This is a genomic window from Mycobacterium sp. NGS26 (assembly GCF_059813025.1).
Map to the genome: position 1 here is coordinate 152,235 of NZ_JCALDU010000007.1, position 23,577 is coordinate 175,811.

Sequence of the window (23,577 nt, forward strand, 5' to 3'; positions counted from 1 at the left end):
GTCAGATCTCCACGTCCTTGTCGTAGTGGATGTTGTCCTCGCGCCAACCGCCCAGGCCGTAGCCGATGCCGCGATAGTCGTCGACGAACTCGATCTGGTAGATCCATTTCGCCATCTTGAAGCCCACCTGCGTCTCCACCCGAAGGCGCAGCGGCGCACCGTGCTTGATGGGCAACGGCTTTCCGTTCATCGCGTACGCCAGGATCGTCTGCGGCTTGTAGGCCAGCTCGAGATCCATCACCTCGTAGAACTGTCCCTCCCCCTGCGAGCTCGGTTCGTCGCGGCTGTTGTCCTGCATGGTCAGGAAGCACACGTAGCGCGCCTGGGGAAGCGGGCGCACCAGGTCCGCCAGCGCGGCAAGCGAAAGCCCCTCCCACTCACCGATGCTCGACCAACCCTGGACACAGTTGTGCAGGACCCGTTGCCGTTCCGGCTCGGCCAGCGCCCGCAGCCCGGCAAGGTCCAGGGTCACCGGCCGCTCGACGAGCCCGCCGACCCGCAGCCGCCAGTCGACGAAGTTGTGCACCGCCATCACCTTGTACTCGGCCGAACACGGCGGCTTGCCGTTGACGCGGTGTTCGGCCGACAGCATGCTTTCCGGATAGTTCTGCCGCGAGTTCAGCGGGCGCAGCAGGATGAGCTTGGCCCGCGTGTTGATGGCACCGAGTATGCGGTGCACCTGGCGGGGCCGGCGCAGGCTCCACACCGTGGCCGCGACGTGGACGGCGACGATCGCGCCGATGATCACGAACGACAACACGATCGCGAGGGTGAGGTTGCGCACGGAGCCGAAGATCATCGAGGCGTTGAGTTGACCCCAGCCCCAGAAGAAGACCATCGACAGGTGGATCGCGATGAAGACCACGAACGCGACCAAGCCGAGGAAATGCAGGCTGCGCGCACGTTGCCGCCCGCCCCACAGCCGCACATACCAGGGGAACCGGGCCTCGATCGCCGGGGATTGCGCCGCGCCGGTCAGGATCTGGAATGGGGCGAGCAGGAAGATGACCCCGGCGTAGGTCAGCTTCTGGATGGCGTCGAGCGGTTCGTCGGGCAGCAGCGGCGGCAGGTTGAACGTCATGTAGGCGACGATGTCGTTCCATGCCTCCCCGAATATCTCCCACGAGTACGGCCAGTAACGGTGCCATTGCCCGGTGGCGAACAGCAGGACGTAGTAGGAAAGCCCCACCAGGATCCAGCCGATCACCGAGAAGAAGTGCCAGTGGCGGCCCATGCCGAGCTTCTTGTGGCCGGGCAGGGCGATCAGCGGGCTGTAGTCCTCCTCCTCGTCGAGGGTGTCGTAGAGCTTGTCGGTCGGCATTTTCTTGGTGGTGAATCGCGCCCATTCGGTGCCGGGCTTGCTGTCGTCGTGCCAGTACAGCTTGGGATGGGTGCCGAGGATCTCGATGCCGCTGCGCAACAACAACGTCAGGAACAGGACGTTGAGCCAATGGTCGATGCGCAGCCACGCGGGGTAGTCGAGCACCATCTCAGTCCATCCAGTGCTGCCGTTGCGGATAGGCGACGTTGATACCCAGCAGCACCGACCCGTGCAACCCGATGAAGGCGCCCGAGAAGGCGAGCGCAAACGTCGCCGGCGCGAAGTCCCACCTGCCGGTCACGGCCGCCAGGCCGGGCAGGCTGACCACGCGGGTGACCACGTCGACGGCCAGCACGGCGGCGGCGAGCAGGCTACCGCAATACCAACCCGCCTGTGCCACACGCGGTTTCCGGCCGAACCCCAAACAGCCGGCAAACACCAGGCACAGCGCGATCACCGCGGCGGCGTAAACCTCGAAATAGCGGGGCACCGCATCTTGGCTGGCCCACACGTAAAGGTGCGTTGCCGCGATGCCGATCAGCAACGACGCACCCAACCCGGTTACGGCCCTGGGCAAATCGAAGGCGACGTACCCGCCAAGGGTGAGCACTCGAAACACCCGGCTGCGATGCCAGGTTTCTGGCCATGTCTCGACAAGAAAGCCCACGGTTCGCGCATACCCCGCGGCATCCCGGCCAAACGGCGGTTTCCCCGCGTGAGCTGCACCGCGCGCCGCCCGGAGCGGGCAGATCGCCGGACCCGCGCCCCGGAGAACGCGGTTGACCTTAGGGTGATCTGCATGCTGAGGGTGGGGTCCGTGGTGGGCGGTTACCGCATCGAGCGGGTGCTGGGCACCGGCGGCATGGGGGCCGTCTATCTGGCCGCCGACCCGGCCCTGCCCCGCCACATCGCGCTCAAGGTGCTCTCGGCCGAGCTGTCGCGCGACCCCGACTTCCGCGCGCGGTTCATCCGTGAGGCCGACATGGCGGCGGCCCTCGACCATCCCCAGATCGTGTCGGTCTACAACCGCGGGCAGACCGAGGAAGGCCAGCTATGGATCGCGATGCAGTTCGTCGACGGCACCGACGCCGACGCCGCGCTGCACGCCGGAACCATGAGCCCCCAGCGCGTGGTGCACATCCTCGTCGAGGTGGCCAAGGCGCTCGACTTCGCGCACGCCCACCACGTGGTGCACCGCGACGTCAAGCCCGCGAACTTCCTGCTTTCGGGGCCCGTCGGACCGCACGAACGGGTGCTGCTCGGCGACTTCGGCATCGCCCGGGCCCTCGACGACGTCGGCCTGACCGCGACGAATTCGGTGCTGGCGACCGTCGCCTACGCCGCCCCCGAGGTGCTGTCGAATTCGCCGATCGACGGCCGGATCGACATCTACTCGCTGGGCTGCACGATGTTTCGGTTGCTGACCGGCAAGACGCCGTACCCGGACACCAACGGCGTGGCGGGAGTCATGGCCGCGCACCTGTTCGCCCCGCCGCCGCGGGTCACCGACCTGGCGCCCTGGCTGCCCGCCGCGTTCGACCGGGTCGTCGCCGTCGCCATGGCCAAGGATCCCGCCGCCCGCTTCCCGTCGGCCACGGCGCTGGCCCACGCGGCCGCCGCGGCGCTGCACGATCGCACGGTTGCCGTGCCGGTTGGTCTGCCGTCGCCACCCGTGCGGCGGCGCCGGCGCACGGCGATCGCCGCCGCCCTGTCCGCGGTCGTGCTGCTCGTCGCCGGCACCGTCACCGTCCTGGCCTGGCGGGGCGACACGACCGAAAGCCTCAGCGCGGCAGCGGGATCCGGGCCCGGGACGCCGGTGCCCGCCGAGGCGCAGGGACCGCCGGCCACCGATATCACCGCCGCGCAGCTACGGCCCATCCTGCTCACCGCCGCCGAGATCGCCAACGCCGCACACGGCGACACCGTCCTGCTCGAGCGCGACGGCTCCAGCCTGCTCGACGACGGCCCGACGATCGACAACCCGCAATGCCTGTCCGCGTGGGCGCCCGCGCAGCAAGCGGTCTACGCGGGCAGCGCCTACACCGGCGTGGCCGCGCAGCAGTTGCGCGCCATGAACCAGAAGGCGTGGCAGGACGGCGTCACCCAGGCCGTCATCGCCTTCGGATCCCAGGACGGGGCCGGGCTGTCGTACGTGCCGCAACGCGGGCAGTGGGCGTTGTGCGGCGGCAAGACCGTCACCGTCACCCCGCCGGGCGAGGCCCCCCAGACGTGGGAGTTCGGCCAGCCGGTCACGACCGCCGGCGTCCTGACGATCTCGGCCGGCCTGCGCGGCGGCAACGCGTCCTGCCAGCACGGAATGCTGCAGCGCGGCAACGTGATCATCGACATCCGCCAGTGCCGCGCCGGCGGCGGGGCCGACGTCGCCGCCCTGGCCACCGCGACGGCCGGAAAGGTGCCCCGGCAATGAACCGATCGGTACTCGCCACCGCCGCGGCCACGGTTGCGGTCGCCGCGGTCACCGCTTCCTGCTCGACCGTGACCGGCGGCTCCCCGGTGGCCCAGCACAGCGGCGCCGCGGCCACCGTGTCCGCCCGGGCCACCGCACCCGCCCCGACCGGCGCGCCCGTCGCGCCGCCCTCCGCGGAAGACCAGATACGCCAGACCGTCATGGCCTTCCAGGACGCCTACAACACCCAGAATTGGGGCGCCTACACCGATTTGATGTGCTCGGCGATGCGGGCCCAATTCACCGGACCGGTAATGAATTACGTGAAGAAGGGCCGCGCCGAAACGGGCCTCACCACCATCAAGGCCATCACGTCCGTCACGATCACCGGCGACACCGCCACGGCGACGATGGACGCCCAGAACGAGGCCCTGGGGAGCCGCTCGGTCAGCCTGCCGCTGAAACTGGAAGACGGCTGGAAGATCTGCAAGACGTGACGAGCCCGACGTTGAGGAGCCTAGTGCTGGCGGCGCTGCTCGCCGCGGTGCTGCTGGGCTGCGGCCACACCACCGGGGGCACCGCGCGCCCGGCGCCCCAAACCCCTTCGGGCCCTTCGGCATCGGTCAACGCCGCGGCCCTCGACCCGGGCGGTTACCCGACCGTCCCGCAGCCGCCGCTGGGCAACGCCGGCAACGAGCACGACGGCCGGCTGATCGAGGGCAGGCGCATGGCCGACTACGTGGTCGGGCCGTGGCAGGCCGACGCCGGGCTGGCCGCCCAGGGCTCCAGCAGCGCCGCCGAGGTCATCGAGGACTTCCGGCAGTTCGCCCACGTCATGTGGGCACCGATTGCGGGCGGCGCCTACGGCTTGCCGTTCGTGGTCGGCTTCATGTCCGAACGGCAAACCCCCGGCCCGGATTCGCAAACCTCGCTGCGCAACGCCGTGCTGCGCTTCGCCGACCCCGCCGCCGCGTCGGCCGGCGCCCAGGGCATGCACGCCAAGACGATGGCCATGCCCCGGGTTCCCAGCGCCACGCCGATCGTGACGGAACCCGAACGCGCGGTGCCCATCCCGGGTCATCCCGACGCCGCCGCCGCGCTGCTGACGTTCCAGGAGGGCAGCCAGACGGTGCGCGAGCTGTCCGTCTTCACCGCGCACGGGCCCTACGTCCTGGTCCAGGTCGCCCGGTGCGCCGGCGGCGCCGACTGCGAAACCCCTTTGGCCGCACGCACTCTCGATCTCCAGGTTCCGCTGATCGACAAGTTCTCCCCCACCGCCCCCGACGGGTTCGCGGCGCTTCCCCGCGACCCCACCGGTTTGGTCGCCCGCACCGTGCCGCTGCCGCCCGATCAGGCCACCTCCACGTCGGGAGGCGCCTACGGGCCGGCGGGTGCGTTGCATCTGGAGGCCAACCCGGTGCAGGTCGGCGCCGACCTGACCGCGGCGGGTGTCGACGTCGTGTCGACCAACCTCACCACCGTGTATCAGGCCAGGGACGACGCGGGCGCGCGGACCCTGGCGCAGGCCTACAGCGACACCGCGGCCGCGACGACGGCGGCACAGGGCGCCGCACCGACGCCGGGGCTGCCGCAGAGCCGCTGCACCCGGGTCGCCGGGGCCAGCGGGCTGGTGCCCCGCTACTGGTGCCTGGCGACCGCGGGTCGCTACGTGATCAAAGCCGTTGCCCGCCAACTCGACACCGCACACCAGCAGATCGCGGCCCAATACCGCATGCTGCGCGGATAGCCGGGCCACAAGGAGGCCATAGGAGACCTTGCCGTGACCGACCCTCAGAATCCGTTCGGGGACAACCCCTTTACGGACAACCCCTATACGTACGACCCGCTCGGCCGCGTCCCGTTTCCTCCGCCGTCGCCGCCGCCACCGCCGATCCCCGCACCACCGCCCACGGGCTACCGCCCGCCCGTCAACACCTTGGCGACGCTGTCGCTGGTGTTCGCGTTCGTGTTCGCTCCGGTGGGCGCGATCCTGGGGCATCTGGGGCTGGCGCAGATCCGGCGCACCGGTGAGCTCGGCCGGGACCGCGCCCTGGTTGGGGTGGCGCTGTCGTATTCGTTCATCGCGTTCGCGGTGCTCGCGCTGGTCGCGTGGGCCACCCTGACCGCCTTCCCGTCGCGGCAGGCGGCGGCGCCCGCGACCACCACCACCGCCACCACCACCGAGGCGGCGCCGGCGCCGACGGTGGCGCCGGACAACATCGTCACGCTCCTGCCCGGGCTCGACGCCCTGAAAAAGATCACGTCCGACGAAAACCTGCAGCCCGGCCAGACCTGGGACCGCCCGGCCAGGTCGGACACGACCGCCGGCATCGACCGCGCGCAGTGCTGGGGAAGCGTCATTCCCGGGGCGCCGGAGGCGTACACCCTCAACGCCGTCCTGCGCTACCACGCGGCCGAATTCGACGACACGCGTAGCTTTCTCAAATCGACCCAGGTCATGCAGGCGGTCACCGCGTTCGCCGACCCGCCGGCCGCCCAGTCGCAACTGGCGAAACTGCTCGACGGCTGGCGCCAGTGCGGCGGCTCGACCGTGACGGTGACGGATCGCAGCGGGCCGTCGTACCCGCTCGCCCTGAGCGCGCCCGCCGACGCCGGCAACGGCATCACCACAATGGATCTGGTGCCCAAGGACCTGAAGGTGCGCTTCGTCCGTGCCGTCGCGGCCAAATCCAACGTCGTCGTCGACCTCGAGGTGAACCAGCTCGGCACCACCGACGCCGACGCCCCCCGCCAGATGGTGGTGAGCATCGCCCGCTACATCCTCGACAAGATCCCCGGCTGACGCGTTCCGGGTGGCACCGCCGAGCGTGTGGCCTATGGACGAATCCGCGGCGGTTCCCGTGCATAGAGCCCACGCTCGGCGCCGCCCGGTACGGTGGGCGCCATGAAGTATCTCGACGTCGACGGAGTGGGACGGGTCAGCCGGATCGGGTTGGGCACCTGGCAATTCGGCTCGCGCGAGTGGGGTTACGGGGACAGCTACGCCTCCGGCGCCGCGCGGGACATCGTGCGGCGGGCCCGCGCGCTGGGGGTCACGCTGTTCGACACCGCCGAGGTGTACGGCCTGGGCAGGAGTGAACGGATCCTCGGCGAGGCGCTCGGCGACGAGCGCGCCGAGGTCGCGGTGGCCAGCAAGGTCTTCCCGGTCGCCCCCTTCCCCGCGGTGATCAAGCAGCGCGAGCGCGCCAGCGCGCGCCGACTGGGCCTGGACCGCATCCCGCTCTACCAGATCCACCAACCCAACCCGGTGGTGCCCGATTCGGTGATCATGCCGGGCATGCGCGACCTGCTCGACGACGGGAAGATCGGCGCGGCCGGTGTGTCGAACTATTCGCTCGCGCGCTGGCGCAAAGCCGATGCGGCGCTGGGGCGCCCGGTCGTCAGCAACCAGGTGCACTTCTCGCTCGCCCACGCCGACGCGCTGCGGGACCTGGTGCCGTTCGCCGAGCGCGAGAACCGGATCGTGATCGCCTACAGCCCGCTGGCGCAGGGGCTGCTGGGCGGCAAGTACGGCCTGGACAACCGCCCCGGCGGCGTGCGCGCGGTCAACCCGCTGTTCGGCACCGAAAACCTGCGGCGCATCGAGCCGCTGCTGCAGACGCTGCGCGACGTCGCCACGGAGGTCGGTGCCAAGCCGGCCCAGGTGGCGCTGGCCTGGCTGGTCAGCCTGCCCGGCGTGGTCGCCATTCCCGGCGCGTCCAGCGTCGAGCAGCTCGAGTTCAACGTCGCCGCCGCCGACATCGAGCTGCGCTCGGATTCCCGTGACGCGCTCACCGAGGCGGCCCGCGCGTTCCGGCCGACCTCGAGCGCGCGCTTCCTGACCGACCTGGTCCGCGAGCGGCTGGGGCGCTAGGACGGGGAGGCGTCCGCGAACGCCGGCGACCCGGCCGGCGCGCCCCGGGCCACCACCACCGGCATCGACGTCGCCGCGTCGGTGCGCAGGATCGTGTGCACCACCTCGATGAGGTCCTCGACCGGCATCAACTTGCCCGGCATGCAGCCACGCGACATCCACAGCGGATGGGCCTTCATGGCGAGGTCCATGTCCCAGCCGACGGCCATCCCCGTTTGCGCGTCGCCCTCGCCGCCCGCGCACTCCCCGACGATCAGGCAGGTGAAACCGATGTCGGGGTGCTCGGCCCGCCACGCCTCGACGAGCCGCTCGAGTGCGGCCTTGCTGACGCCGTACGCGCCGAGGCCGGGCCAGGGCGGGCCGAAACTGCCCGCGTCGGACGACAGGTAGACCGCCTTGCCCGCCGAAGCGGTCAGGTGCGGCACCGCCGCGGCCGTCACCAGCGACGCGCCGATGACGTTGGTGTCGAAGATGCGCCGCCACGTTTCGGCGTCCGTGTCGACCATCCGGACCAGCGGCCCGACCGCGGGCGTGTAGATCAGGTTGTCGATGCCGCCCAGCGCGTCGGCGGCCTCGGCGACGGCCGACCGGCACGACGCCTCGTCGGTGACGTCGCATTCGACGGCGATCGCGCCCGGTCCCGCCTCCTTGGCGGCGGCCTCGATGCGCTCACGACGCCGGGCCAGCAGGGCCACCCGCTCGCCGCGCTGCCCGAGCCCCACACCGATGCAGCGGCCGAGCCCGCTCGACGCGCCAACCACCACTGTCCGTGACATATTTGCCCTCTCCTGTAAAGCCGGCTGCAGGCACGAACCTACCGGATCTACCCGGTTGGCGGTCGCACGGTGCGCTTGAATCAGCGACAGGGCCGTCGGATCGCAGGACCGCTCAGATCCGGACGACGGTGTTCCGCTCGCCCAGCTTGGCGCGGTACATGGCCGCGTCCGCCCGGGCCGTAATCGACGAAACAGGCTCGCCGGGAAGCGCAATGGTGGCGCCGATGCTCAGCGTCGCGCGGATCGCCTTCCCGGAGACATGGACGGGTGCGGCGGCACGACAACGTATCTTCTCGGCGATCGCCGCGACCTCGTCGCTACTGTGGACGCCGGGCAACACGACGAGTATCTCGTCGCCTCCGGTCCGCCCAACCGTGTCCCCGTGCCGGACGCTGGTGCGGATCCGCACCGCCAGGGTGGCCAGCACGCGATCGCCGACGGCATGTCCCCACATGTCGTTGATTTGCTTGAAGCGGTCGACATCGCAGAACAGGACGCCGACATATGTGCCGAGCGGTCGGGGCTGCCGTAACGCCGATTCGAGTCGACCCAGGGCTTCGGCCCGGTTGACCAGGCCGGTGAGGGTGTCGTATCGGGCCAACCGTTCGAGTCGCTGCTCGGCCTCGACCTGGTCGTCGACGATGCGCAGCGCCGCGATCAGCCCATCGGTGTTGCCCTCGGCATCGACGTAGGGCTTTCCGTGGCCATCGACCCAGTGGTAACTGCCATCGACGTCACGGACCCGGAACCGTTGGAGTACCGATTCGCCGCCGCCGATCCGCTCCAGGGCCGTTGCGACCGCGTCGCGGTCGTCATCATGGATGCGGCGGCCGAAGTGGGAACCGGTCCACCGCTCAATTGGTCCCCCCAACGCGGCCGCCACGGACGGCGAGATCCAGGCAACGTCGCCGCCGCGCAGGTGAACGATGATGTCCACCGCGTTGTCGGCGAGGATGCGATAGCGCATCTCGGCGTCGGCGCGTTCCTTGCTGAGCAGCTCCTTGGCGATCAGCAGTTTCTGCTCGCGCTGGATGAAGAAGAACGCGATCGCCCCGACGATGATGGTGCCCAACAGGATCGAGAAGGTCCACTCCGCGTGCTCGCCCAAACCCAGCTCGAGAAAAATCGGCCTCGATAACGCTACGACGATCGGAAAGCCGGCGAGGATGGCCACCACCCGAAGCAGCGACGTCCGGTCGGATCGGGCGAGCAGCCAGGCCACCGGAATCCGGTCGGGCCGGGCCAGCGACGTCGCGGCGACGAGCAGCAGCAGAGCCAAGGCCGATGCGAGCGCCTGGCCGGTCGACGGCGAGAAGCCCACCAGCGCCAAGGCGTTGAACAAGTAAGCCCCGACCGTGACGAACGGGATAATCCCGCCGGCTGCCATGCATGCGGGCCAGACGACCCTGGTCCCCCGATCCACTCGTATCAAGGCCGCAGCGGCAGCCAGGAGCAGCGCGGACGCCGCCGTCTGCGGACTCGGACGCCCCGGCCAGGTCTGTTGCGACGCGCGCACGGACCCGCCGAACCACATCCGGTCCAGGCCGGGCACCCGACCGGTCGCGTACTCCAGGAGCGTTATGACGGCAAGGGCACCCACCATCAGGGCCAGTCCACGCCCGGCGTATACCCGCCACCGCGAGGGGTGGCCCGACTGCGCCTGGATCGCCACACCGAGCGCTGCCAGCCACAGACTGGTCCACGGCATCATTTGCGGCCAGCGTGGATAGATCCGGGTCAGCAGATCGATGCCGGCCGCCCATCCGATCCACGTCATGGCGGCCAGCACCAAAACCACCAGCACGGCAATCCGTCTGCACCAGACGATGTCGTTCAGGCACGCGTCGGGAGTCGGCCTATCCATCGGCGGCCCCTTCCTCCCTGGCGCCATGGACAGTATGCGCGGATAGGGAACCGATGCATGGGGCACAAGGTCATCAAATCTTGGGGCGCAAGGTAACTCGTGTCAAGCGATGGGTGCGAGACGACGCGATCGACCGCGCCGCTCCACGGCCGGCCGGCCGGGCGCGTCAGCCCCCGTCGCGGGCCTGCAGCACCACCGCGGTGTGGGCCTGGACGGTGAGCGCGCCTCCCCCGGGCACTTCGTCGGCGGGCGTCTCATCCCCGGGCCCGGTGAACACCACGACCTGCCAGGCGGCGCCGAATTCCTTTGGCGGGAGCGTGAATTCGATGGACTCGTGGTGGGCGTTGAAGCACAGGAAGAACGAGTCGTCGACCACGCGCTGTCCCCGGGTGTCGCGGTCGGGAATGCCCTGGCCGTTGAGGAACACCGCGACGGACTTGGCGAAACTGGTGCCCCAGTCCTCGTCGGTCATCTCGGCGCCGTCGGGGGTGAACCAGGCGATGTCGGGCAGGCCGCCCTGGCCGCGGCGGCCCACCGGCTTGCCGGAGAAGAACCGGCGGCGGCGGAACACCGGGTGCCCCGCGCGCAGAGCCGACACCGCGCGGGTGAACTCCAGCAGGCCGGCGTCGGCGGCGGCCCAATCGATCCAGGTCAACTCGTTGTCCTGGCAGTAGCCGTTGTTGTTGCCGCGCTGGGTGCGGCCGAGCTCGTCGCCGTGGCAGACCATCGGCACGCCCTGCGACAGCAGCAGGGTGGTGACGAAGTTGCGCTGCTGACGGGCGCGCAGCTCGTTGACCCGCGCGTCCTCCGTCGGCCCCTCCGCGCCGCAATTCCACGACCGGTTGTGGCTTTCGCCGTCGCTGTTGTCCTCGCCGTTGGCCTCGTTGTGCTTCTCGTTGTAGGACACCAGGTCCCGCAGCGTGAAGCCGTCGTGGCAGGTGACGAAGTTGATCGACGCGACGGGCCGGCGCCCGGTGTGCTCGTAGAGGTCGGCCGACCCGGACAGGCGGTAGGCGAACTCGTCGAGGGTCGCGGGCTCACCGCGCCAGAAGTCCCGCACCGTGTCTCGGTACTTTCCGTTCCACTCCGTCCACTGCGGCGGGAAGTTGCCCACCTGGTAGCCGCCCGGCCCGACGTCCCACGGTTCGGCGATGAGCTTGACCTGGCTGACCGTCGGATCCTGTTGCACGAGTTCGAAGAACGTCGCCAGCCGGTCCACGTCGTAGAACTCCCGGGCCAGCGTCGAGGCCAGGTCGAAACGGAAGCCGTCTACGTGCATCTCGGTCACCCAGTAGCGCAGCGAGTCCATGATCAGCTGCAGCGTGTGCGGGTGCCCGACGTTGAGGCTGTTGCCGGTGCCGGTGTAGTCCATGTAGTAGCGCTTGTCGTCGTCGACCAGCCGGTAGTACGCGGCGTTGTCGATGCCGCGCATCGACAGGGTCGGTCCCAGGTGGTTGCCCTCGGCGGTGTGGTTGTAGACCACGTCGAGGATGACTTCGATTCCCGCCTCGTGCAGGTCGCGCACCATCGCCTTGAACTCCTGCACCTGCCCACCCGGCGTGGTGGAGCTGGAGTACTTCGTGTCCGGCGCGAAGAAGCCGATCGTGTTGTAGCCCCAGTAGTTGTTCAGGCCCTTGTCGATCAGGGTGGAGTCGTTGGCGAAATGGTGCACCGGCATCAGCTCGATCGCGGTCACGCCGATGCCCGCAAGGTGCTCGACGATCACCGGGTGCGCCACCGCGGCGTAGGTCCCGCGGATCTGTTCGGGGATGTCCGGGTGGGTCTTGGTCAGGCCCTTGACGTGCGCCTCGTAGATGACGGTGTCGGCGTACTCGCGGTCCGGCGGGCGGTCATAGCCCCAGTCGAAGAAAGGGTTGATCACCACCGACTTGGGCATGCTGGACGCGGAGTCGTCGTCGTTGCGGCTGTCGGGGTCGCCGAAGTTGTAGCTGAACAGCGACTGGTTCCAGTCGAAGGTGCCGTCGATGGCCTTCGAATACGGGTCCAGCAGCAGCTTGTTCGGATTGCACCGCAGCCCCGCCCCGGGTTCGTACGGGCCGTGCACGCGGTAGCCGTAGCGCTGCCCCGGCTCGATCCCCGGCAGGTAACCGTGCCAGACGAACGAGTCAACCTCGGGCAGCGTGATCCGCGCCTCGGCGCCCCCGTCTTCAGAGTCGTCGAACAGGCACAGCTCGACCCGCTCGGCCGCCTCGCTGAACACGGCGAAGTTGGTCCCCGCGCCGTCGTAGGTGGCGCCGAGCGGATAGGCCTTGCCCGGCCACAATTCACCGGTGGGCGTGGGCGCGGGCGCTGCGGTCATGGCGCACTCCATACCCCGCCGGCGCGGTGGTCAAACCACCGCGCGAACAGCCCTGGCGGACAACGCGTTTGCGGCCGGGGCGGCCGCGCCTGCCGCGCTCAGTTGTGGCGGCACTTGATCGGGTGTTCGTTCTCGATCAGCGCGCGGGCCACGTCGAACAGCTTCGTGTTGGATTTCTGCGACAGCCGAGCGAGCAGGTCGAACGCCTCCACGGCATCGAGGTTGAAGCGCTCCATGATGACGCCCTTGGCCTGACCGATGATGTCGCGCGACGCCAGGGCGCTGCGGAACTGGTCGTGGCGGCGCATCATCGACCACGCCAGGGCGACGTGCGTGGCGAAAATGCCGCCCACTTCGAAGGATTCCTCGTTGAACACGTGGGGATGGTGGCCGAAGAAGCTCAGCGCGGCCGTCGTGTCGCGATCGACGAACAACTCGAACGACAGGATCGACCGAATCGGGGTGTTCGCCAGCGCGTACTCCTGATAGCGCGGCCAGCGCCGGTCGACGGCCAGGTCCTCGACATGCATGATGTGGTGCTGCCACGCCGCCGCGACGCAGGGCCCTTCCCCGTATTCGTTCTGGATCACGTCCAGCACCATCGGATAGCGATGCGTGGCGACCACGTTGGTGATCTCTTTGCCCTTCTCGGCCAGCGTGATCCCCGCGTATTCGGAGCCCGTCACGTGCCGGTTGCCGCTGTCGATGAGCTCGTGCAGGCCGGTCTTGGTATCCGTGCCCTGCCGGTCGAGGCCGGCGATCAGGTCGGCCAGCTGAGCGGCGATCGTGTTGTTGTTCTCGGGCATGGCCTCACCCCCGCGGGAGCGTCGTGAGCGGCACTGCCCCGCCCGGCGCGACGACCACAGGACGCATCCGGGCAGGTTCGACCCCCGCATAAACCAGGCTCACCGTGTCATCGTGACCCCGATGGGTGACAGTGGCTAGGGCAGGAAACGAAATCCGTGGTCCAGAAAACGAAGTGGCGGGCCGGGGCGCGGGCCTTCCCCGGCGGTCTGGGCGCGGGCCTTCTGGAAGGATCACGCGACTCGGCGAAATATGCCCGCGGCCAACGATTTTCGTCATGGCGGCCCAGCCGCGGACTGCGCTGTCAACTCCGCTGTTTAGATGTGCCAAGTCTCGGGCAACCGGCAGTCGTGCCAAACGACTTCGACGACGACATGCTGGAGCCCTCCGAGAGCCTGGACTCCGACGAGGTCCGCAACGACGACGGCGACGCGGTGGTCGATCCCCCCGACAGGTGGCTCAGGGCCGACGACAACGCGACGCTCGACGAGAAGCTGGCGGCGGAGACCTCGGACGACCCCGGCGACGACGGGCCGTCGATGCAGGCGCACGACGCCGAGGCGGGCGGCGCCCTCGACGTGGTCGCCGACGACGACCTGGACGACATCGATCCCGATGTGCACGGTCGCGAACGCGGCCAGATCGACGGGACACCGGAGGACGGCGAGTCGTTCTTCGACGTCGAGGAGTGACGGCCCCGCATAACGAAAGGCGCTGTGCCGCCTAGCCTTCCGCCGATTGCTGCGCGATCGCGTAGGCGAGCTGAAGAAAGTCGGCCCCGGCCAAAGCGGTGAAGCTGCCCGCGATCAGCCGGGTGAACCGGGGCGCGAAGACCAGCCCGATGACGAACGCGGTGGCCACCCACATGTCCAGGCAGAATGGGCAGGTCAACAGCTCCCCCAGGCTGTGCCGCAACTGGCTGTCCTCCCGGACCTCCTCCTTGACCTCCGCCGGGCCGCCGGTGCCCGCGTACTGGGTGAACGGCGCCCGCAACGGGCTCGTCACCGCGTCCTTGGACAACGTCCGGGACAGCTTGTGGGTGCCCAGCGTCACCGTGACCAGGTCCTGCGCGCGCCAACGCTTCGGCAAGGTGCGCCCGGTGAGCGCCGCGAGCACCGTCGCCACGACCACCACGGCGCTGTAGATGCCCAAGACGGCCAGATACCCGCCCAGCGGCCGGGGATTGTCGCCGCGGTAGACGTCGGCCTCGCGGCTGGCGGCGCGGGCCACGTCGTCGGCGCCGGCCTGCACTTCTCTCATTGCGACTACTCCTTTGGGTCCTTCGGCCCGCTCACGGGCGGCTCCCGCAGGGCGGGGTACCCGCCGGCGGCTCGATCAACCGGCGCGGCCCGGTCCACGACCGGGCAGGCGATGCGCCGCTTCGAACAACAACGCGTGCACGAAGGCCTGCGGCAGGTTCCCGCGCAGCTGACGCTGTTCGACGTCGAACTCCTCGGCGAACAACCCGGGCGGGCCGCAAGCCGTCCGGCTGCGCTCGAACCAGCGAACCGCCGCCAGGTCGTTGCCCTGCTGGTGGTCCGCCAGCGCCATCAGGAACCCGCACAACAGAAAGGCGCCCTCGTCGTCTCCGAGTGCCCGCTGGTCCGGACGGAACCGGTACACGAAGCCCTGGTCGGACAGCTCCGAGCGCACCGCCTCGAGGGTGGCGACGGTGCGCGGGTCGTCCGCCGGGATCGCGCCCCGGATCGCGGGCAGCACCAGGGCCGCGTCGATCCGCGAATCCCCCGGCGCCCGTTGCCATCTTCCGGTCGGATGCAGGCAGTCGGCGTCGGCGTCGGCGACCAGTTGATCGGCCAGCCGCTGCCACTCCGCGCCCAGCCGCGGCGGCGCCACCGCGCCGATGCTGCGCAGCCCCGCCGCACACGTCAGCCGGGAATGGGCCCAACGCCGGTCGTCGAGTTCCCAGATGCCGGCATCGGGTTCGCACCAACGCTGTTCGATGCTGCGCACCAGCGTGTGGACGGCCTGCCAATGCATGCTGTCGAGGCGGTCCAGCCGCGCCGCGGCCGCCAACAGCAGCAGGGCCTCGCCGTGCGCGTCGAGCTGGAACTGGTCCGACACCCAGTTGCCGACGCGCGCCGCGGCGCCGGGATACCCGGGCAGGTCGAGGTCGCGTTCGCTCGGGGGCGGATTGCCGTCGACCGAATACGCCGGCCGCAACGCCGGACCGTCGGCGAGGACGCGCTCGCTGACGAAGCGAACGGCGTCGTCGAGCAGCGGGTAGCCGCCGGCGGCGGCCATCGCCTGCCCCGCGTAGCACTGGTCGCGGATCCAGCAGTACCGGTAGTCGTAGTTGCGGCCCTGTTCGGCGCGCTCCGGCAACGACGTCGTCGCGGCGGCGACCATCCCGCCGTCGGCGCTCGTCAAACCGCGCAGCACCGCGTACGCAACCTGGCTGTCACGATCGGCCAGGGTGTCCGTGATGGCCGGAACCGCCTGCGCCCACGCGTATTCGGTGGCCTGCCAGGCGTCCTCGGCCCGCGTCGGCGCCGAATCCAGTTCCCGGTCGGAGATTTCGAGAACCAGGTCGTGGTCACGCCCGGCGACGACCTCCAGCACCGCCTCCAGCGAGCCGTCGTCGCGCAGTTCGGCGTCATCGGCTCCCGCCCAACGGAATCGGCAGGGTCCCGACCTGCCGGTCCACACCCGGCCCCGATCGGTTTCGCCGCGCGAGATGTCCGACATCGCGTGTGCGCCGAAGTCGGCGCGGGCGTCGAGCGCGATGCGCATTCGGTGTCGCCCGTCGACGACATGGATGCGGCGCAACAACACCGCGGTATGCGGGTCGGCGGGCAGCGTCAGGGCCTCGCGGCACTCGACGATCCCGCCGGTGGTGACCCAGCGGGAACGCCAGATCAACGACCGCGGCTCGTAGTATCCGCCCCACACGAATCGCGGCAGATCGGGCGCGACCGCGTACACGCCGGCGCCACCGAGCAGCGAGTTGAAGACCGCGCCGTCGTGCCAGCGCGGCAGGCACATCCAGCAGTAGTCACCGCGCGGCCCGACGAGGACCCCGCGTTCGCCGTCCGCGAGCAAGGCGTATTGCCGCAACACATGCGGGGGAAAGTCTTCGGCTAACAGTGCTCGGCTCCCGGGTCGACAAGCGGGCGAGCGCCGATTGGCGCCCGCTGACCCTGGGTACCCGATTCGCCATGGATCAGTCGCAGGCACCGCTGCTCGACGCGCTGGTCGACTACCGCCGAAACGGCCGCTACGGTTTCAGCCCGCCGGGGCACCGCCAGGGTGCCGGGGTCGACGACCGCGTCATTGCCGTGCTGGGCAGGGACCCGTTCCGCAACGATCTGCTCGCCACCAACGGGCTCGACGACCGGATGTCGCGCGGGAAGTTCCTGGCGCGCGCGGAGGAGTTGATGGCCGACGCCGTCGGCGCGCAGCACGCCTTCTTCTCCACGTGCGGTAGCTCGCTGTCGGTGCGGGCCGCGATGATGGCCGTCGCGGGCGGGGCGGACGGCGGCCTGCTCGTCGCCCGCGACAGCCACAAGTCGATCGTGGCGGGCCTGATCTTCTCGGGCGTGCGGCCCAGGTGGATCACCCCGCGCTGGGACGTCGAACGGCATTTTTCGCATCCGCCGTCGCCGGAGCAGGTGGCGGCCGCGTGGGAGAAGTACCCGGACGCGGCCGGGGCGCTGATCGTCAGCCCCAGCCCGTACGGCACCTGCGCCGACATCTCGGCCATCGCCGACGTCTGCCACCGGCGGGGCAAGCCGCTGATAGTCGACGAGGCCTGGGGCGCGCACCTTCCGTTCCACGAGGACCTGCCGACATGGGCGATGGACGCCGGCGCCGACGTCTGCGTGGTCAGCGTCCACAAGATGGGCGCGGGGTTCGAGCAGGGCTCGGTGTTCCACCTGCAGGGCAATCTTGTTGATCCGCAACGGCTTTCGATGTGTGCCGACCTGCTGATGACAACCAGCCCGAACGTGCTGATCTATGCCGCGCTCGACGGCTGGCGGCGCCAGATGGTCGAGCACGGGCACGAGCTGCTCAGCGCCGAACTCGACCTCGCCCGCCACCTGCGGGCCCGGCTGGCCGAGATCGCGGACCTCACGGTCCTCGAGGACGAGCTGCTGGGCAGGGAGGCGTCCTGCGACCTGGACACCACGCAGGTCTTGATGGATGTCTCCGGGACCGGAACGTCGGGATACCAGGCCGTGGACTGGCTGCGCGAGCACTGCAAGCTCGACCTCGGCCTCAGCGACCACCGCCGGGTGCTGGCGACGATGTCGTTCGCCGACGACAAGCGAACCGCGGACCGCCTGGTGGCGGCGATGACGCGGTGGCGCGCGGCGGCCGAGGACTTCGACCCGCCGCCGCCGATACGGCTGCCCACACCGGAGGAGCTGCAGTTGGAAACCGTGCGCCTGCCGCGTGACGCGTTTTTCTGTCCGACCGAAATGGTGCCCGCCGCCAAGGCCGCCGGCCGGGTCGCGGCGGAGCAGATCACCCCGTATCCGCCCGGCATTCCCGCGGTCGTGCCCGGTGAGCTGCTCAACGACGCCGTGATCGACTACCTGCGGTCCGGCGCCGAAGCCGGCATGACGCTGCCCGACCCCGCGGACCCGAGCGCGCAGCTGTTCCGGGTGGTCGCCTGAGGTCAGGTTGCGTTCTTGTTGGACCGCTTCGCGGCCTTCCGCAGGGTGCGGTTGGTGGAACGCAGATCGGTGTTGGTCGCGGACAGGGCGGCGTTGTCGTCCTCCAGGCTGAGGATGCGGGCGATGCCGGCGAGGTTGACCCCGGCGTCGACCAGCGCGCTGATCCGCTGCAACCGCGCCAGGTCATCGGCGCTGTAGCGGCGGGTTCCGCCTTTGCTTCGAGCCGGGTTCAGCAGCCCGTAACGCTCGTACAGGCGCAGCGACTGCACGGCGACGCCGGACAGCTCGGCGGCCACCGAAATGCCGTAGACCCCGTGGTCGGGGGCCGGGGTGTCACCGGCGTTGTTGGCCATTGACGTCTCCTGAACGGCATCTCCTGAACTGGTTCGCACAGAAAAACTATTTACCACACTTGCACTGAAGTGTCGATAGTGCTATATAAAATCTATGTCGTGAGACATAGGAAATATCAGCTTCACAACCAGAGATTGGAGTGAGAGGTGACCGCCATGCTGATGCGTACCGACCCGTTCCGCGACCTGGACCGCTTCGCTCAGCAGGTACTCGGCACGGCAGCCCGGCCCGCGGTGATGCCGATGGATGCCTGGCGCGAGGGCGAGGAATTCGTCGTCGAGTTCGACCTGCCCGGCATCAACCCCGACTCGCTCGACATCGACATCGAGCGCAACGTGGTGACCGTGCGCGCCGAGCGGCCGGCAGTGGATCCCAACCGCGAAATGCTGGCCGCCGAGCGGTCGCGCGGGGTGTTCAGCCGCCAGCTCGTCCTCGGGGAAAACCTCGACACCAACCGGATCCAGGCGGCCTACAACGAGGGCGTCCTGAGCCTGCGCATCCCGGTGGCCGAGAAGGCCAAGCCGCGCAAGATCTCCGTCGCCCGCGGCAACGGACACAAGGCGATCAACGAGAGTGCCGGAAACCGGGAGGTGGTAGACGCCTGATTCACCGATGAGCGGGGCGGTGGCCCAACCGGCGGTGGCCCAATCGGCCTGCCTGCCAACGAGGCCGGCGTTCGCGGCCACCGCCGCCACGCCAGCGAGACCGGGGCTGACATCGGGTTGCACCAGGTGGTTCTGTGACACGATATTCCAGCCTGTCCTCGGCGTTGAACAGCTAGCGCCAAAGCCCATGACGTCGCTCCGCGACCTCCCGCACCCATCCCCCGTTCGGGCGGGCTCGGTGGTGCGCGCGGAAACGGCGGTCGGTCTTTCCGGTGAACTGCACCCGAGGAGACACGTCCACGATGAATTGGGATCTGAACGGCCAATCGGCCGATGTCGAACAAGCCTTGGCCGGCGGCACGCCGCAGCGCGCGGGTTGGTTCCGATTCTATTTCGCCGATCAGCGGTGGGAATGGTCGGAACAGGTGCAGCGCATGCACGGCTATGAGCCCGGCACCGTCACCCCGACCACCGACCTGGTCCTGTCACACAAACACCCCGACGACCGTGGACAGGTCGCGGCCACCATCGAAGAAATCTTGAGCACCCACAAGGCGTTCAGCACCCGCCATCGGATCATCGACACCCAGGGAAACGTGCGCTCCGTCGTCGTCGTCGGCGACCAACTGCGCGACGACGAAGGCGCCGTGATCGGGACGCACGGGTTCTACGTCGACGTCTCCCCGCTACCCGACCAGGAGCGCGAGCAATTGGTCACGGAGAAGGTGGCCGAGATCACCGAGCAGCGCGCCGGCATCGAGCAGGCCAAGGGCATGCTGATGCTCATCTACGGCATCGGTGACAACGCAGCGTTCGATCTGCTCAAGTGGTTGTCCCAGGAGGCCAACGTCAAGCTGCGGCTGCTGGCCGAACAGATCACCGAGGACTTCCGCGGCGTCGGCCCGACGCTCACCTCGCAGTCGGAGTTCGACCACCTGATGCTGACCGCGCATTCCCGCATCGACCGCGACAAGGAGCGCGTCGACCAGAGGTAGGACGGGCGCTTGGCTTCGGCTCAGAGCTCGTCGGAGAAGTCGGCGGTCAGCCAGCGGTCAGGCCGGATGGTGAACAGCACGCTGTCCTGACCCTCCATGCTCCGGACGAACTGGCGCCCGCCTTCCTCGCCGAGGTAACGGATCGCGATGGCTTCGCGTATCTCGGCCGGGGCCGGCGTGGTGGTGTCGACGACGGTGCCCTCGACGACCACGTATTGATACGGAAGCTCTTCGCGCTGGGCGACCAGCGTCACCGCACCGGCCCGCTCGATGAGCTTGGCCTTGCGGGTCCCCGGACCGGTGTTGATCCGGATGTCGCCGCCGGGGGTGTAGTCGTACCAAATCGGGATGCTGGCCGGGGGCCTATCGTCCACCGCTTCCACGGATAACACGCCTACATGCTTGGCCGCCAGGAACTCCTGGCGCTGCGACTCGGTAAAAGGTTTCATGGCCGGCAGAACGCGCCGGCGACGCGGGGCTATTCCGGGGCGCAGCGCCACTGGCGAAAACCCGTTCGGTGCCAACGCTGGAGATCGGCGACGGTCCGCCGTCCAATCCGCCTGGCGCGAGATTCGTGCGGACGCGATCGCACAGGGCCGTGTGGACCCGGCGCGGGCCGAGACGGCACGCAAGGAGATGCACGACGCCGTCCAGGCCTACCGGCTCGCCGAGATCCGCAAAGCGCACGGCCATGCCCGCCAGGCTGACGTCGCCGAAGTCATGGGCGTTTCCCAGGCGCGGGTTTCCAAGCTGGAAAGTGGCGACCTGTCGCACACCGAGCTGGGGACGCTGCAGTCTTACGTGGCCGCCCTCGGTGGGCATCTGCTGATCGTCGCCGACTTTTTGGATAGCAGTGTGGAACTCACAGCCTGACGCGTCATGCTGCGTGTGTCCGAAGCTTCGCGCTGAGTGTTTTCCCAGCGGGCATGAAACGGCCCCCGGAATCTCCTCCTAGTGCCACTTTCCTTGGTAGCGGGGACATTAGTAGCGAGGACAGATGAAGTGATGGACGCGCGCCGCCATTTGAGCTATTATTCGAACGTTCCGAAAATTATTTCGCTTCGTTCGGATAGGTGGTGAACTCCTGTGGGCGCCGAAGCGGTCGAGACCGCGACCTTCCTCTCCGAGCATCCAGAGGAACTTGCACCGGTGGTCGGGTTCCTGGCGGCTCACGAGCGCCGACATGGCGCAGCGGCCTCTCCAAGTTACGCACTGGTTGGTGTCGACGAGCACGACCGCATCGAGCTGCCCGGCCCAGTCCACGAAGCCTTGACGAAAGTCGTGGCAGCACTTCATGCGGGCAAGGCAGTGACCGTCGCGCCGCAAACCATGACACTGACCACACAGCAGGCGGCCGACCTTGTCGGCGTCAGCCGCCCGACGATAGTGCGGTTGATCAATGACAACGTCCTGCCTGCCGAACGAATCGGCAACCGGCATCGGCTTCTGCTCGACGACGTGCTGATCTATCGCGAACAGCGCCGCCAGCGTCAATACGACGCACTGGCGGCGACCGCAGACATCGGCCACGATGACGATCCCGACGCGATCCGCAGGCAACTGCGCGAAGCACGCAGGGCTGTGGCGGCGCGCCGAAATAAATCGGCCCAGCCAAGCTGACACCATGGGCGGCGATGTTCGCCGCCCTGCTCGACACCTCGGTGCTTTGGCCGAGCTTGCAGCGGGACTTCTTGCTTTCACTCGCAATCGAAGGGCTCTATCGACCGCTGTGGTCAACCGAAATCCTGGCCGAAATCGAATACCACGAGACAGAGAAGCTGATGAATCGCGGAGAACAACCCGCTGCCGCCGCCGTGCGGGCCAGTCACCTCATTGACCACATGACAACGGCGTTCGACGACGCAGTGGTCGAAAACTGGGAACCTTACGACGGAAGCTTCCACCTGCCAGACCCGAACGATGAACACGTGGCTGCAGCGGCGTTAGTCGGTGGAGCCGGCGCCATCGTCACCGATAATCTCAAGGACTTCCCCGCGGCGAAGATTCCCGCGCACATCAAGGTACTGTCCCCGGCCGCATTTGCGGCAGATACCGTCCAGCATCGCGCGCCTGTCACACAAGATGTGACCACGCTGGTTCGCACTCTGCCCGATCCGCAGTTCGGCCATCGCGTGCGCCGGCTGCAGCTACCCACCTCGTCGAAAATCGTGCCGAGGCCGGCAGCGATCATCCGGGCAACCTTCACATCCCGAATAACTCTGACCGCCAACGACCTTGGTCCAGCCATGATCTCGACCGTCAAACACGCAGCCTCCATCCGCAATCCGGAATTCGATGCCCGCCAACGCGCTCGACGCAACACCTGGAACACGCCGCGCTTCCTCTACAGCTACGACGAGACGGTCGAAGGTGATCTCGTGCTGCCGCGCGGACTTTACGGGCTTCTAACAGATTTGGTCGACTCAGCAGGAAGTACGTTACACATCGACGACAACCGCACCGCCGGTGACAGTCACGAATTCAGCTGCTCAACAGCACTTAGGCCCGAACAGGCCGACGCCGTCCGACACCTCGTTGAACAAGACACCAGCGTCCTAATCGCACCGCCTGGCGTGGGCAAAACGGTGATTGCCTGCGCCGCCATCGTCTCCCGCGCCACCACAACCCTCATCCTGGTCGACCGCAAAGCGCTGGCGGACCAGTGGCGTGACCGGTTGCAGAAACACCTCGGATTCAAGTGCGGACAGATCGGCGGCGGACGATCCAAGACCACCGGCATCATCGACATTGCGTTGCTACCCACGCTCGCCCGCCGCGGCAACATCGAAGAGCTCACGGCGAGTTACGGTTTCGTCGTCGCCGACGAATGCCACCACATCGCCGCCAGTGCGTTCTTCCACGTCCTCAATCGAATACCCGCCAAATACTGGCTCGGGCTCACGGCTACACCTGAACGCCGCGACGGACTCGAAGACCTGATCTACCACCAACTCGGATCACATCACGTCACCCTCGAAGCCCCTACCGCGGGCCAACTCCCTTCGGCGGGCACCGACCTGCTCGCACCGCACCCTGTCCTATACGTCCATGCCACCCAGTTCCGCTACACCGGACAAGCCGATCCCAGTGCGCCAGGCGGGATGGCCGAGATCTACCGAGCCCTCATTGGCGACGAAGCCCGCCTCGAGCAGATCGTCGCTGACGTCCTTTCGGCTCACGCCGACGGCGCCAACATCCTCGTCCTCACTACGTGGATTGATCACCTCAACGCCATCGCCGAACGGCTCCGGAACGCCGAGAAGGATGTCGTCGTGCTGAGCGGCCAGATGAAGGCGCGCCAGCGCCGCGAGATCTCTCAACAACTCGCCAATCACACCGCCGACGACGGGCCCTTGCTGATTATCGGTACTGGCTCATTCATCGGCGAGGGATTCGACTGCCCGGTCTTGGACACATTGTTCCTCGCCGCCCCAATCAGCTTCAAGAACAGGCTCATTCAGTACGTCGGGCGCGTCACCCGGCCCCACGCCGCCAAGACCGCCGCAACCGTGCACGACTACCACGACGAACTCACTCCGGTAATCGCCTCTTCACTGCGAAAACGCGCGCCCGGCTACACAAAATTGGGCTTCCCCGATCCCCGAACACTGGTCCGATAA

At 68.5% G+C, this 23,577-nt stretch carries 22 protein-coding genes; 12 read left to right on the plus strand and 10 right to left on the minus strand.

Features of this window, described 5'->3' with window-relative positions:
- Window position 1: 1 nt before the first annotated feature.
- Both AC5Y6X_RS21865 and AC5Y6X_RS21870 read right to left on the minus strand, forming a co-directional pair.
- Entirely contained in the window at window positions 2-1,489 is a 1,488-nt protein-coding gene (locus tag AC5Y6X_RS21865) for a molybdopterin-dependent oxidoreductase (protein ID WP_499989124.1), read from the minus strand.
- A gap of 1 nt (window position 1,490) precedes the next feature.
- Window positions 1,491-1,931, minus strand: a complete 441-nt coding sequence (locus tag AC5Y6X_RS21870; RefSeq protein WP_499989126.1) for an oxidoreductase — start codon at window positions 1,929-1,931, stop codon at window positions 1,491-1,493.
- A gap of 189 nt (window positions 1,932-2,120) precedes the next feature.
- On the opposite strand from AC5Y6X_RS21870, the gene AC5Y6X_RS21875 reads away from it, so the two are divergent.
- The 5 genes from AC5Y6X_RS21875 to AC5Y6X_RS21895 all read left to right on the plus strand — a co-directional run bounded on the left by AC5Y6X_RS21875 (window position 2,121) and on the right by AC5Y6X_RS21895 (window position 7,602).
- Entirely contained in the window at window positions 2,121-3,749 is a 1,629-nt protein-coding gene (locus AC5Y6X_RS21875; RefSeq protein WP_499989127.1) for a serine/threonine-protein kinase PknH/PknJ, read from the plus strand.
- Window positions 3,746-4,225, plus strand: coding sequence for an Rv0361 family membrane protein (locus tag AC5Y6X_RS21880; protein ID WP_499989129.1), 480 nt, complete (start codon window positions 3,746-3,748; stop codon window positions 4,223-4,225). The genes AC5Y6X_RS21875 and AC5Y6X_RS21880 overlap by 4 nt, the downstream gene beginning before the upstream one ends.
- An 11-nt stretch (window positions 4,226-4,236) precedes the next feature.
- Window positions 4,237-5,475, plus strand: coding sequence for a DUF7373 family lipoprotein (locus AC5Y6X_RS21885; RefSeq protein ID WP_499989130.1), 1,239 nt, complete (start codon window positions 4,237-4,239; stop codon window positions 5,473-5,475).
- A 33-nt stretch (window positions 5,476-5,508) separates the two neighbouring features.
- A complete protein-coding gene (locus tag AC5Y6X_RS21890; protein ID WP_499989132.1) occupies window positions 5,509-6,531 on the plus strand; it encodes a sensor domain-containing protein in 1,023 nt (340 codons plus the stop codon).
- Window positions 6,532-6,633: 102 nt separating this feature from the next.
- The gene (locus tag AC5Y6X_RS21895; protein ID WP_499989134.1) at window positions 6,634-7,602 is read left to right on the plus strand and encodes an aldo/keto reductase; all 969 of its coding nucleotides are present in this window, start codon (window positions 6,634-6,636) and stop codon (window positions 7,600-7,602) included.
- Here the strand turns inward: AC5Y6X_RS21895 and AC5Y6X_RS21900 are convergent.
- The 4 genes from AC5Y6X_RS21900 to AC5Y6X_RS21915 form a co-directional block, all read right to left on the minus strand.
- Window positions 7,599-8,366, minus strand: coding sequence for an SDR family oxidoreductase (locus AC5Y6X_RS21900; protein ID WP_499989410.1), 768 nt, complete (start codon window positions 8,364-8,366; stop codon window positions 7,599-7,601). The genes AC5Y6X_RS21895 and AC5Y6X_RS21900 overlap by 4 nt on opposite strands.
- Before the next feature lie 124 nt (window positions 8,367-8,490).
- The gene (locus AC5Y6X_RS21905; protein ID WP_499989135.1) at window positions 8,491-10,242 is read right to left on the minus strand and encodes a diguanylate cyclase domain-containing protein; all 1,752 of its coding nucleotides are present in this window, start codon (window positions 10,240-10,242) and stop codon (window positions 8,491-8,493) included.
- A 166-nt stretch (window positions 10,243-10,408) separates the two neighbouring features.
- Window positions 10,409-12,562 carry a glycogen debranching protein GlgX gene (gene glgX, locus AC5Y6X_RS21910; RefSeq protein ID WP_499989137.1) on the minus strand — a complete coding sequence of 718 codons (2,154 nt, stop codon included), beginning with the start codon at window positions 12,560-12,562 and terminating at the stop codon, window positions 10,409-10,411.
- Between the two features lie 98 nt (window positions 12,563-12,660).
- On the minus strand, window positions 12,661-13,368 hold the full coding sequence (locus AC5Y6X_RS21915; RefSeq protein ID WP_499989138.1) for a GAF and ANTAR domain-containing protein: 708 nt from the start codon (window positions 13,366-13,368) through the stop codon (window positions 12,661-12,663).
- A 372-nt stretch (window positions 13,369-13,740) separates the two neighbouring features.
- Here AC5Y6X_RS21915 and AC5Y6X_RS21920 point away from each other — a divergent pair, with 372 nt between their 5' ends.
- Window positions 13,741-14,058 (plus strand): hypothetical protein, encoded by a 318-nt coding sequence (locus AC5Y6X_RS21920; protein ID WP_499989411.1) that lies wholly within the window; start codon window positions 13,741-13,743, stop codon window positions 14,056-14,058.
- 31 nt (window positions 14,059-14,089) lie between these two features.
- Here the strand turns inward: AC5Y6X_RS21920 and AC5Y6X_RS21925 are convergent, their stop codons facing one another.
- Together AC5Y6X_RS21925 and AC5Y6X_RS21930 are read right to left on the minus strand one after the other, a co-directional pair.
- Window positions 14,090-14,626, minus strand: a complete 537-nt coding sequence (locus AC5Y6X_RS21925; RefSeq protein ID WP_499989140.1) for a DUF1360 domain-containing protein — start codon at window positions 14,624-14,626, stop codon at window positions 14,090-14,092.
- Between the two features lie 75 nt (window positions 14,627-14,701).
- Window positions 14,702-16,444, minus strand: coding sequence for a glycoside hydrolase family 15 protein (locus tag AC5Y6X_RS21930; protein ID WP_499989141.1), 1,743 nt, complete (start codon window positions 16,442-16,444; stop codon window positions 14,702-14,704).
- A gap of 98 nt (window positions 16,445-16,542) precedes the next feature.
- On the opposite strand from AC5Y6X_RS21930, the gene AC5Y6X_RS21935 reads away from it, so the two are divergent.
- Window positions 16,543-18,003: an aminotransferase class I/II-fold pyridoxal phosphate-dependent enzyme gene (locus AC5Y6X_RS21935; RefSeq protein ID WP_499989142.1), complete on the plus strand. Its 1,461-nt coding sequence runs from the start codon at window positions 16,543-16,545 to the stop codon at window positions 18,001-18,003.
- A gap of 2 nt (window positions 18,004-18,005) precedes the next feature.
- Here the strand turns inward: AC5Y6X_RS21935 and AC5Y6X_RS21940 are convergent, their stop codons facing one another.
- The gene (locus tag AC5Y6X_RS21940; RefSeq protein ID WP_499989144.1) at window positions 18,006-18,356 is read right to left on the minus strand and encodes a MerR family transcriptional regulator; all 351 of its coding nucleotides are present in this window, start codon (window positions 18,354-18,356) and stop codon (window positions 18,006-18,008) included.
- A 156-nt stretch (window positions 18,357-18,512) separates the two neighbouring features.
- On the opposite strand from AC5Y6X_RS21940, the gene AC5Y6X_RS21945 reads away from it, so the two are divergent.
- Both AC5Y6X_RS21945 and AC5Y6X_RS21950 read left to right on the plus strand, forming a co-directional pair.
- Window positions 18,513-18,962, plus strand: coding sequence for an Hsp20/alpha crystallin family protein (locus AC5Y6X_RS21945; RefSeq protein ID WP_499989147.1), 450 nt, complete (start codon window positions 18,513-18,515; stop codon window positions 18,960-18,962).
- A 302-nt stretch (window positions 18,963-19,264) separates the two neighbouring features.
- Window positions 19,265-19,957, plus strand: a complete 693-nt coding sequence (locus tag AC5Y6X_RS21950) for a PAS and ANTAR domain-containing protein (RefSeq protein WP_499989149.1) — start codon at window positions 19,265-19,267, stop codon at window positions 19,955-19,957.
- A gap of 20 nt (window positions 19,958-19,977) precedes the next feature.
- Here the strand turns inward: AC5Y6X_RS21950 and AC5Y6X_RS21955 are convergent, their stop codons facing one another.
- Window positions 19,978-20,406, minus strand: a complete 429-nt coding sequence (locus tag AC5Y6X_RS21955; protein ID WP_499989151.1) for a pyridoxamine 5'-phosphate oxidase family protein — start codon at window positions 20,404-20,406, stop codon at window positions 19,978-19,980.
- Between the two features lie 121 nt (window positions 20,407-20,527).
- Between AC5Y6X_RS21955 and AC5Y6X_RS21960 the strand changes: the two genes are divergently transcribed.
- The 3 genes from AC5Y6X_RS21960 (at window position 20,528) to AC5Y6X_RS21970 (ending at window position 23,577) form a co-directional block, all read left to right on the plus strand.
- A complete protein-coding gene (locus AC5Y6X_RS21960) occupies window positions 20,528-20,830 on the plus strand; it encodes a helix-turn-helix domain-containing protein (RefSeq protein ID WP_499989412.1) in 303 nt (100 codons plus the stop codon).
- Window positions 20,831-21,043: 213 nt separating this feature from the next.
- On the plus strand, window positions 21,044-21,577 hold the full coding sequence (locus AC5Y6X_RS21965) for a helix-turn-helix domain-containing protein (RefSeq protein WP_499989153.1): 534 nt from the start codon (window positions 21,044-21,046) through the stop codon (window positions 21,575-21,577).
- A gap of 14 nt (window positions 21,578-21,591) precedes the next feature.
- Window positions 21,592-23,577, plus strand: coding sequence for a DEAD/DEAH box helicase family protein (locus tag AC5Y6X_RS21970; protein ID WP_499989155.1), 1,986 nt, complete (start codon window positions 21,592-21,594; stop codon window positions 23,575-23,577).

What these genes read in the sequence shown, in the direction of transcription:
- AC5Y6X_RS21955 (WP_499989151.1), bottom strand. Translation starts at nt 20,406, where the DNA reads ATGAAACCTTTTACCGAGTCGCAGCGCCAGGAGTTCCTGGCGGCCAAG.
- AC5Y6X_RS21935 (WP_499989142.1), top strand. Translation starts at nt 16,543, where the DNA reads ATGGATCAGTCGCAGGCACCGCTGCTCGACGCGCTGGTCGACTACCGC.
- AC5Y6X_RS21880 (WP_499989129.1), top strand. Translation starts at nt 3,746, where the DNA reads ATGAACCGATCGGTACTCGCCACCGCCGCGGCCACGGTTGCGGTCGCC.
- AC5Y6X_RS21920 (WP_499989411.1), top strand. Translation starts at nt 13,741, where the DNA reads ATGCTGGAGCCCTCCGAGAGCCTGGACTCCGACGAGGTCCGCAACGAC.
- AC5Y6X_RS21940 (WP_499989144.1), bottom strand. Translation starts at nt 18,356, where the DNA reads ATGGCCAACAACGCCGGTGACACCCCGGCCCCCGACCACGGGGTCTAC.
- AC5Y6X_RS21950 (WP_499989149.1), top strand. Translation starts at nt 19,265, where the DNA reads ATGAATTGGGATCTGAACGGCCAATCGGCCGATGTCGAACAAGCCTTG.
- AC5Y6X_RS21895 (WP_499989134.1), top strand. Translation starts at nt 6,634, where the DNA reads ATGAAGTATCTCGACGTCGACGGAGTGGGACGGGTCAGCCGGATCGGG.
- AC5Y6X_RS21865 (WP_499989124.1), bottom strand. Translation starts at nt 1,489, where the DNA reads ATGGTGCTCGACTACCCCGCGTGGCTGCGCATCGACCATTGGCTCAAC.
- AC5Y6X_RS21970 (WP_499989155.1), top strand. Translation starts at nt 21,592, where the DNA reads ATGTTCGCCGCCCTGCTCGACACCTCGGTGCTTTGGCCGAGCTTGCAG.
- AC5Y6X_RS21875 (WP_499989127.1), top strand. Translation starts at nt 2,121, where the DNA reads ATGCTGAGGGTGGGGTCCGTGGTGGGCGGTTACCGCATCGAGCGGGTG.
- AC5Y6X_RS21945 (WP_499989147.1), top strand. Translation starts at nt 18,513, where the DNA reads ATGCTGATGCGTACCGACCCGTTCCGCGACCTGGACCGCTTCGCTCAG.
- glgX (WP_499989137.1), bottom strand. Translation starts at nt 12,562, where the DNA reads ATGACCGCAGCGCCCGCGCCCACGCCCACCGGTGAATTGTGGCCGGGC.
- AC5Y6X_RS21905 (WP_499989135.1), bottom strand. Translation starts at nt 10,242, where the DNA reads ATGGATAGGCCGACTCCCGACGCGTGCCTGAACGACATCGTCTGGTGC.
- AC5Y6X_RS21925 (WP_499989140.1), bottom strand. Translation starts at nt 14,626, where the DNA reads ATGAGAGAAGTGCAGGCCGGCGCCGACGACGTGGCCCGCGCCGCCAGC.
- AC5Y6X_RS21915 (WP_499989138.1), bottom strand. Translation starts at nt 13,368, where the DNA reads ATGCCCGAGAACAACAACACGATCGCCGCTCAGCTGGCCGACCTGATC.